Origin of the sequence: Candidatus Sororendozoicomonas aggregata, from assembly GCF_031528575.1 — a bacterium.
Classification (GTDB): Bacteria; Pseudomonadota; Gammaproteobacteria; order Pseudomonadales; family Endozoicomonadaceae; genus Endonucleibacter; species Endonucleibacter aggregata.
In genome coordinates this window covers 1-8,398 of the sequence record NZ_JAVLSP010000122.1, presented here as the reverse complement: position 1 = coordinate 8,398, position 8,398 = coordinate 1, and the positions used below count along the sequence as shown (strand labels likewise).

General features: G+C 49.6%; 6 protein-coding genes and 1 tRNA gene. 2 read left to right on the top strand and 5 right to left on the bottom strand.

Annotated features, from left to right (window positions below):
• Positions 1-756 precede the first annotated feature (756 nt).
• Positions 757-2,022: an amino acid permease gene (locus tag V4C51_RS16185; protein WP_330927219.1), complete on the top strand. Its 1,266-nt coding sequence runs from the start codon at positions 757-759 to the stop codon at positions 2,020-2,022.
• A gap of 95 nt (positions 2,023-2,117) precedes the next feature.
• Here V4C51_RS16185 and V4C51_RS16180 read toward each other — a convergent pair whose 3' ends face one another.
• The 5 genes from V4C51_RS16180 to V4C51_RS16160 all read right to left on the bottom strand — a co-directional run bounded on the left by V4C51_RS16180 (position 2,118) and on the right by V4C51_RS16160 (position 6,660).
• Positions 2,118-3,059, bottom strand: a complete 942-nt coding sequence (locus V4C51_RS16180; protein ID WP_420797687.1) for a ribose-phosphate pyrophosphokinase — start codon at positions 3,057-3,059, stop codon at positions 2,118-2,120.
• A gap of 100 nt (positions 3,060-3,159) precedes the next feature.
• Positions 3,160-3,234 (bottom strand) — tRNA-Gln (locus tag V4C51_RS16175).
• Between the two features lie 94 nt (positions 3,235-3,328).
• The gene (ispE, locus tag V4C51_RS16170; protein WP_330927218.1) at positions 3,329-4,192 is read right to left on the bottom strand and encodes a 4-(cytidine 5'-diphospho)-2-C-methyl-D-erythritol kinase; all 864 of its coding nucleotides are present in this window, start codon (positions 4,190-4,192) and stop codon (positions 3,329-3,331) included.
• Between the two features lie 15 nt (positions 4,193-4,207).
• Positions 4,208-4,843 carry a lipoprotein insertase outer membrane protein LolB gene (gene lolB / locus V4C51_RS16165; protein WP_330927217.1) on the bottom strand — a complete coding sequence of 212 codons (636 nt, stop codon included), beginning with the start codon at positions 4,841-4,843 and terminating at the stop codon, positions 4,208-4,210.
• A 29-nt stretch (positions 4,844-4,872) separates the two neighbouring features.
• On the bottom strand, positions 4,873-6,660 hold the full coding sequence (locus V4C51_RS16160; protein WP_330927216.1) for a tetratricopeptide repeat protein: 1,788 nt from the start codon (positions 6,658-6,660) through the stop codon (positions 4,873-4,875).
• 280 nt (positions 6,661-6,940) lie between these two features.
• Here V4C51_RS16160 and hemA point away from each other — a divergent pair, with 280 nt between their 5' ends.
• Positions 6,941-8,251 (top strand): glutamyl-tRNA reductase, encoded by a 1,311-nt coding sequence (gene hemA, locus V4C51_RS16155; protein WP_330927215.1) that lies wholly within the window; start codon positions 6,941-6,943, stop codon positions 8,249-8,251.
• Positions 8,252-8,398: the final 147 nt, after the last annotated feature.

Sequence of the window (8,398 nt, the reverse complement as noted above, 5' to 3'; positions counted from 1 at the left end):
CTATTCACTAAAAATTTCCGACTTTTTATCCTCAATTTTCTGCCATCCTCGCTACGGGCGCTATTCTCGGACAGCCTCCTAGCTCCAACGGCAATCTGAACTTGATGCGAATTCTCCCCTTGCGACACGCTTTATGCTACTTATACTTCGTCAGAACCATTTTACAACGATATTATCCCGCTAACACCCTTTGCCATCATCCATGCTAATCTGAATGTTGTGTGCCTTAAGCACACCTGTGAAAGCGTCACGGGTAAACTTGAGTGATAGTGCTGGAGTAAAACGCTTCGTAATAGCAGATTTTACTCGTCATTTCGCCTTGTTCTGAGGTCGAGTCTGCCCTACTCATTTTGGTAGTGAGAAAAGGGTATTGGTATAACACTCTGCAACAATTAACATACGCGGCAAAGTTAGTAATAAGAAGCTATTCACGATCTTTCGTGAAAAGCGAAACTGATGAGAAGGGCTGCCTGTTTTTCGATTTTCTGAGGGTGATTCTCTGAGGGTATTCTGAGGGTATAGTGGTGCTATGTAACGAAGAAAAGTCCAAAACAGCTGGCTGTTATCAGTGGTTGCGGCTCACAAAAGATCTGAGCAACTTACAGGAGCCTGTCGGACTTAAGACAATTTCAGCCTAAAATCCAGAAAGTGCTCCCAAGCTCTATTGATATAAAACACTATCTCAGGAATAGGCAAAGTGACTGTTTAATGATGGTGTGAAGATTCTATTTTTTATGAACAAAGGCAGAAGAGTCGATGTCTGAAACGGTAGCTGCTCCCCCTGCGGAGCAGGGAAAAGCGAAGCTCAGCGCTATTTTTGGCAGTGCATTTATTATTGGAGGCACCGCTGTAGGCGCAGGCATGTTTTCCATACCAGTGGCCAGCAGTGGTATGTGGTTTGTACCCACGTTAATTATGCTGGCAGTTGTCTGGTATTGCATGTATAGCGCTGCACTGTACCTGATGGAAGCAAATTTGCGGTTTCCGTTGGGTGCTAGTTTTGACACCATGGCACAACAAACCATTGGTACAGTCGGTCGGTTATTAAACGGCGCATCTGTTGCGTTTGTCTGCTACATCCTGACCTATGCTTATATCTCAGGTGGCAGCTCTATTGTCAGGCACACGGTAGAATCCATTTCCGGTATAGTGCTCGCCCCCTCCCTTGCCAGCCTGGTTTTCGCTCTCGTGCTGGGCAGTACCGTGGTTTTTGGTACCCGGACTGTGGACCGTATCACCACGGCCTTGATTGGCGCTATGGTGATCAGCTTCCTGGTTTTCGTGGCTGGTTTGCTGGGACATATCGAAACCAAAGCACTTTTTCCCACTCTGGCGCTATCAGATACTTTACCCTACTCTTTTGCGGCTCTGAGCTTTATTACCGTGAGCTTTGGTTGCCAGAACTGTGTCCCATCAGTTACCCGCTATTTAAATAAAGATGCCGGTGCCATTCGCAAGGCAATCTTAATCGGCTCTTTAATACCTCTGGGCTTTTATATGCTTTGGGTTACCAGTATTTTCGGCACTCTGAGCCGTGACCAGTTTCCGTCTCTGATTGCCCAAGGGGGCAATATTGGTACCTTAGTAGCTTATTTGGAGGCCGATGGCCTGAACAAAGGCATGTCTAGCACTTTGCAGTTGTTTTCCAATATGGCCGTGGCCAGCTCCTTTTTAGGGGTGGCGCTTAGTCTGTTTGACTATATTGCTGACCTGTTTAGCTTTAACAATGATATAGCCGGGCGCTTGAAAACAGCAGCCATTACATTTCTGCCACCGACGATACTGGGGATAATGCTGCCTGATGGTTTTATTAGCGCCATTAGCTTTGCCGGTGTGGCATTGACTATGTTTTGTATCCTGTGCCCGGTGGTTATGGCATGGATTGGGCGCAAACAACATTCTGATAATTATCAGGTGCCAGGGGGCAAAATGCGTATGCTGCTGGTACTTGCTTTTGGGATTGTGTCCCTGGTGCTGGCAGTTATGGATGGACTGTCGATGCTGCCCTCGTATGGTCACTAACCAATGAAAGGTAGCTCAGCCACCTTTCATTGAAGCGGTCCAGCTAATAAGAATGTATGACTTACCATCCCGCGCATAGCTTTGATACCCGGCTATTACTGAAACATTGCGCTGATTGACTCAGCATTACTAATCCGTCGTACAGACTCTGCCAGCAGCGGCGACATATCCAATTGACGAATCTTGCCCAGTGCCTGCGCTGCCGGGCTTAACGGAATCGTATTCGTTACAACCAGCTCATCCAGCTGGGAGTTTTCAATATTCTCTAGCGCACGGCCAGACAGTACGGGATGTGTACAGTAAGAGTAAACCTTTTTTGCGTCTTTGGCTTTTAAAGCAGCCGCTGCCTGGCACAGTGTGCCAGCAGTATCGACCATATCATCCACCAGAATACAAGTACGATCAGCCACATCACCGATGATATTCATCACTTCAATTTTGTTCGCTTCTGGACGACGTTTGTCAATAATTGCCAGATCGGTGTTCAAGCGCTTTGCGATAGCTCGGGCACGCACTACACCGCCATGGTCAGGTGAAACAATGATCGGTTTGTCGAACTGCTGGCGCTCAATAGCATCCAGAAGAATCGGGGAGCCGTAAATGTTGTCTACGGGAATATCAAAAAATCCCTGAATTTGATCAGCATGCAGGTCCACGGTGAGTACACGATCAACACCCACACTGGCGATCATATCTGCCACAACTTTAGCGCTGATAGGTACGCGACTGGATCGAGGACGGCGATCCTGACGGGCATAGCCAAAGTAAGGCAGCACTGCCGTGATGCGAACCGCGGACGAACGGCGAACCGCATCTGCCATCACCAGCAGTTCCATCAGGTTGTCGTTGGTAGGTGCGCAGGTGGATTGAATCAGAAACACATCGCGGCCACGCACATTTTCCTGAATCTCCACAGCGACTTCACCGTCACTGAAACGGCCAATGTAAGCCTTGCCAAGGGGGATATGAAGTTGATTAACAACCTTGTGTACCAGATCCGGGTTGGAATTACCGGCAAACACCATCATTTTTGACACGGGCAACTACCTTGCTGAACTATAGATATGAGGGATAAAACGACGAAAGCCACAGCTGCCAGGGCAACCGTGGTTAAAAACAAAACAGGGACGGGAAATATGGCTGGGGTAGGAGGATTCGAACCTCCGCATGTCAGGATCAAAACCTGATGCCTTACCACTTGGCGATACCCCAATGAACAACAACTCAATACATACCGGTTTCGAGATGACAAATGCGTGCCAGTAGTCGATCTACTCAATATTCTGCAACCCAAAACAGTGGTCACTCACACGAGGCTGAGTCTTTTCAAAACCGAGTGAAGTGGTGAGTTGTTGATACCGCGAGCAACGAAACCCTCTGCCTTAGGAGCAATGGCGTGTAATGCGGCAACTGCTTCTTCCCGGGTACCGAAGGGGGAAAAAACGCAGGCGCCAGAACCGCTCATCAGGGCCGACCCTATGCTCGAATGGTCGAAATTATCCAACAGGTGTAAACATTTATCAACCGTGGGATAACAGCGGCGAACCAGCGGCTCAAAATCATTACGTGCCGGCTGATTCAAGGCCGCGCAAACGGGAATAGGCGGGGTATCTCTTGTTAAATCGGGATGGCTGTACATCTGTGCTGTATTGACATGGGCATCGGGTGTTAATACCACAAGCCAGGGCTCATTGGGTTCCATGGGGGTTAATTGTTCACCGACGCCTTCGGCAAAAGCACTTTTTCCGCGGACAAATACCGGCACGTCCGCGCCAAGTCGCAAGCCCAGCGCTACCAATCTGTCTTGTGAAAAGTTCAGGCCCCACAGGTGGTTAAGGCCCAGCAATACGGTAGCCGCATTGGAGCTTCCTCCTCCGAGACCACCCCCTACAGGCAGGTTTTTGGTCAGTGTGATATGAACACCTTTTTCTACGCCAGCGGCTTTCATCAACAAACGAGCTGCCTGTAAAATCAGATTATCGTCATTGTCAAGGGCAGTCAGAGAGGTTGTCAAAGAAAGCTGGTCAGCTGGCGTAAAGTGCAGCTCATCACCCACATCCAGAAACTGAAACAGCGTTTGCAGGTTATGGTAGCCATCCGACCGTTTGCCAATAATATGCAAAAAACGGTTGATCTTGGCGGGAGCAGGGAGTGTCAGATCGTACATCATAATCCTGAAATAGCTTTACAAAGTCCACTGGCTAATAGACAAGACCAAACTAATCGCATCTTTTGAGACTTTGAGCCGCGATGGCATTAACCGCCCGCTCTCCTTGCGATAAGCCGCATAGTTAACCGTCCAGCCCTGTTGAATAATGCGGTCTGCGACCCCTTGGTCGTTCAGTGTCACATTGGCACTGATTTCAGGCACAGGGATACCCCGCGCCCAGTATTGGAGATAGCTAACCGGCAGATCCCAGCCGGTAACGCGCATCATCACGGCTTCTGCATCAGGGCCTGAGACTGGCTTGTCCTGACCTTGCACCCTGGCGACAACACCGTATTTCCCCCCCTTGATTGTGGCTATGGACTGCCCGAAAGGACCTTCCAGCAAGAGTGTATAAGCCCCATGGTTTTGTGACCAGTTCAGAGAGAGGGAGCCTGAACGGCCGGGGATGCGAAGTCCCAGCCGACCAGACAGTCCCCATTGTTTAACATTGGCCTGATGCAGCAGGGTTTGCTGCCAGACTGCTTCTTTTTCTGACGTAGACAGCGTCTCGGGGGCTTTTTGTAAAGTACCGCATCCGGATAAAAGTATCACAGCGCATACAAACAGCCAGTGTCCGGGTTGAAAACGGTATAACGATAACGATGGCTTCATCAGGCGGTTCTGCACGCATGGCCCTCCGGCTACGGTTTTTTTGTGGATGGTGACGGTGCTTTTTGAGGGACTTTTGGTAAAGTTGCGCCACCTTTGTCTGACTCCAGCCGATTGACGGTTTCTATCAATAGTTTGTTGTCAGGTTGTTTCTTGAGTGCCGCCGCCCACAGAGCCCGGGCTTCCTCCCGCCGATCCAGAGTCCATAGCACCTCTCCTAGATGAGCAGCCACCTCCGCATCAGGAAACTTCTTATAGGCAGCTTCTAAAAGCACAAGCGCTTTAGCTGGATGACCAAGGCGGTATTGAATCCAGCCCATGCTGTCCATGATGGCAGGGTCTTCACTGTTAATGGCATAGGCTTTACTGATTAGTACATTGGCTTCATCAAGACGATCTGTTTCGCTGGCCAGGGTATACCCAAGCGCATTAAGGACAATAGCGTTATCAGGCTGCATCGCCAGTATAGCCTTCATGTCTTTCACCATACCGTTGAGGTCACCAAGCATTTTTGTCACCATGCCCCGGGAATACAGTAGATTGATGGCGCCAGGATGGCGTTGCAGCCCACGGTTGTATAGCTCGAAAGCGTCTTTGTAGTCACCGCGCTTCACCAATATCTCACCTTCGAGCAGGAATAAATGCTCTGAATGACCAGGATACAGCGTTCTGGCGGTATTCAGCTCCATACGGGCTTTATCCCAATGCCCCAGATTTGCCAGCATTTGAGCCATGGCGACCTGCCCCATCATAAACTCTTTGCTGGGGGTGATAGCGGAGTAATACGTTTGCGCCTTTTCCCATTTTTTGTGTTTTTCACTGAGCTTGCCCAGATAGAAATTGGCGGTATTCAGTCGTTGACCCAATGCCAGAAGCCGTAAAAAATAGCCTTCTGCCTCATCATCCATATTGCTATCCATGGCAATCAGAGCAAGGGACAGGATTACTTCAGTGTCATTGGGGGACTGTAATTGCAGTATTTCAAATTGCTCACGCGCTTCAGGGAGCTTGCTGGCTCTGACCAGTACCCTGGCGTAGAGCATTCTCAGGTGATCCCGGTTCGGAAACGTGTTGACGGTTTTGGCCAGCATGCGCTCAGCTTCTTCATCACGCCCCATATCACTGAGGATTCGACCTTTGGTCATTATGGCCTTGATTGAGTCATGGTCTTTTTCAATCAGCCGGTCACACACCGCTAACGCTTCTTCATAGCGCTTCAATTGCTGAAACATGTTGGCCTGTCCGAGCGCTAATGAAGCATTATCCGGGTACTTTGACACAACTTTACTGAAGGCAGACAGTAACAACGTTTTGTCCTGATCAGGGAGCTGCGCTGACAAGGTGGTAAGCCCGTCAAAATCAGCAGCGCTGTTCTGAGCCAATACCTGCTCCATGCGCTCAATGGCTTGTTGGTAATTCCCGTTTTGCATAAAAGCAAAAGCACTGGCTTTCAGTGCCACGGCATCGTCAGGCGCAAGTTTTACCCATAACATCGCAGCATCCAAGGTGGCTTGTTTGGCACCCACAAAGCTCGCGATTTGATAAGCTCTTTTAACAACACCAACATCCTCAGTTTTATGGGCTTGCTTCAGGTAGTTGCCAAGGGCCAGGTCATAGCGCTGGCGATGCCCCCCAAGTTCAGCCACCATCAGATCATACAATGTATCCGGGGCGAAAGAACTGTAGTGCTGGTCAGCCTCGCCAGAAAGTCTGACGGCATTCGATGCTGGCTGCAACCTGTTATGCACAGAGCATGCATTCAGGAACAAGGCAATGAACACGATTGAGGAAGAAAAAACTGTTCTGTTTATTGACGCCATGCTTTAGCCTGTGTTGGATACCCTTTGTACTATGGGAAATTGGTATAAAAAGTGGTTTAGCCCACTGAAGCTTGTGTACATCTTGCCATTACGGTCAGGGCACGCCCCTGTCAATGATGGCACATCGTAACAAGGTTTGCAGTTACAGACGTTCCATTGCAAAATTGATCGGCTGAAAGTCCTGCTTATTTAAATATACTCAGTGCACAGGGGTAAACACTTCTACCCCTGAGTCATAACTGGGTGAATAATAGCAGCAACGTTGAACACTGGCGGGAGAATGATGGGGTATCTTACCATCGGGGTTAACCACAAAACAGCACCAGTCAGCCTCAGGGAGAAGATTGCCTTTTCTCCAGAGGGACTCACTGAAGCGCTTAAACGAGCACAACCGCTGACAGGTTCCCGTGAAGTCGCTATTTTATCTACCTGTAACCGGACAGAACTTTACTGTGCAGGTACGGTTGACCAAAGTCGGGTGCTGAGATGGTTGGCAAACTATCACAGTGTTGATTACCAGCAGCTGCTAGATCATACCTATTGTTATCAGGAACAAGATGCCATTCGTCATATGATGCGTGTGGCGTGTGGGCTTGACTCTCTGGTGCTGGGTGAGCCCCAGATTCTGGGGCAACTAAAGTCCGCCTACGCCCAGGCTCGCGCAGCCGATACCGTGGGGCCACTGTTAAGCAAGTTGTTTCAACAAAGCTTTTCAACGGCTAAACAGGTGCGGACGGATACAGCCATTGGTAAACTACCTGTTTCTGTCGCTTATTCGGCAACGCAACTTGCCCGGCAGATTTTTTCCGACCTGTCTGAAAATACGGCGCTGCTGATCGGTGCTGGAGAAACAATCCAGTTAGTGGCCCGCCATCTACAACGTCAGGGCCTGATCGATCTGATCATTGCCAACCGGACGTTGGTAAGGGCCAAACAGTTAACAGCAGAGTTCGGTGGGCGGGCTGTACGCTTGTCTGACCTGCCTGAGGTACTCCATGAGGCTGATATTGTGATCTCCTCCACCGCCAGTCCTATTCCTGTATTAGGGAAAGGCTGCGTTGAGCGAGCCTTAAAAGCACGAAAGCGCCGCGTGATGTTTATGGTTGATATTGCGGTGCCTCGTGATATTGAGCCAGAAGTGGGCAGTTTATCCGATGTATTTCTCTATACTGTCGATGACCTGGAAGATGTTATCAATGAAAATCGCCAGCAGCGAAAAGACGCTGCTGATCTTGCGGATACCCTCATTGAGTCAGACCTGCTAGCCTTTACCGCTCAGTTGCGTGAGCTCGATGCGGTACATGTACTACGAGCCTATCGTGAAAATAATGAAGCGCTTCGCAACCACGAACTTCGGCGTAGCCTGCAAGAGTTAGCACGCGGGGTACCCCCGGAAAAAGTGCTGGCCAAACTGGCCCACACCCTGACCAACAAAATGATGCATGCGCCTAGCGTGCAGTTAAAGAAAGCCGCTGCCGCCGGGCAACATGAGCGCCTGGCATGGGCAAAAGAATTGTTGGCGATTGAGCTCCATGAGCCTGTAAAAAAGTCTGCCGCGCTGGAGTTAGACGCTGTTCATGATCGTTTGTGAAACGCGAAACCAATGGAAAAGCTGCCTGTTTTTCGATTTTCTGAGGGCCAGGCTCCTAGGAGCCTGTCCGAGAATAGACTACCCTACTGCGGTTGCGATAAATTGGTCTAAAAATTCCTGCTTCTTCGTCAAATAGCCCCACTATTA

Excerpts from the sequence above, each read along its gene's own strand:
- ispE (WP_330927218.1), bottom strand. The coding sequence starts at position 4,192 with ATGATGTACGATCTGACACTCCCTGCTCCCGCCAAGATCAACCGTTTT.
- lolB (WP_330927217.1), bottom strand. The coding sequence starts at position 4,843 with ATGAAGCCATCGTTATCGTTATACCGTTTTCAACCCGGACACTGGCTG.
- hemA (WP_330927215.1), top strand. The coding sequence starts at position 6,941 with ATGATGGGGTATCTTACCATCGGGGTTAACCACAAAACAGCACCAGTC.
- V4C51_RS16160 (WP_330927216.1), bottom strand. The coding sequence starts at position 6,660 with ATGGCGTCAATAAACAGAACAGTTTTTTCTTCCTCAATCGTGTTCATT.
- V4C51_RS16185 (WP_330927219.1), top strand. The coding sequence starts at position 757 with ATGTCTGAAACGGTAGCTGCTCCCCCTGCGGAGCAGGGAAAAGCGAAG.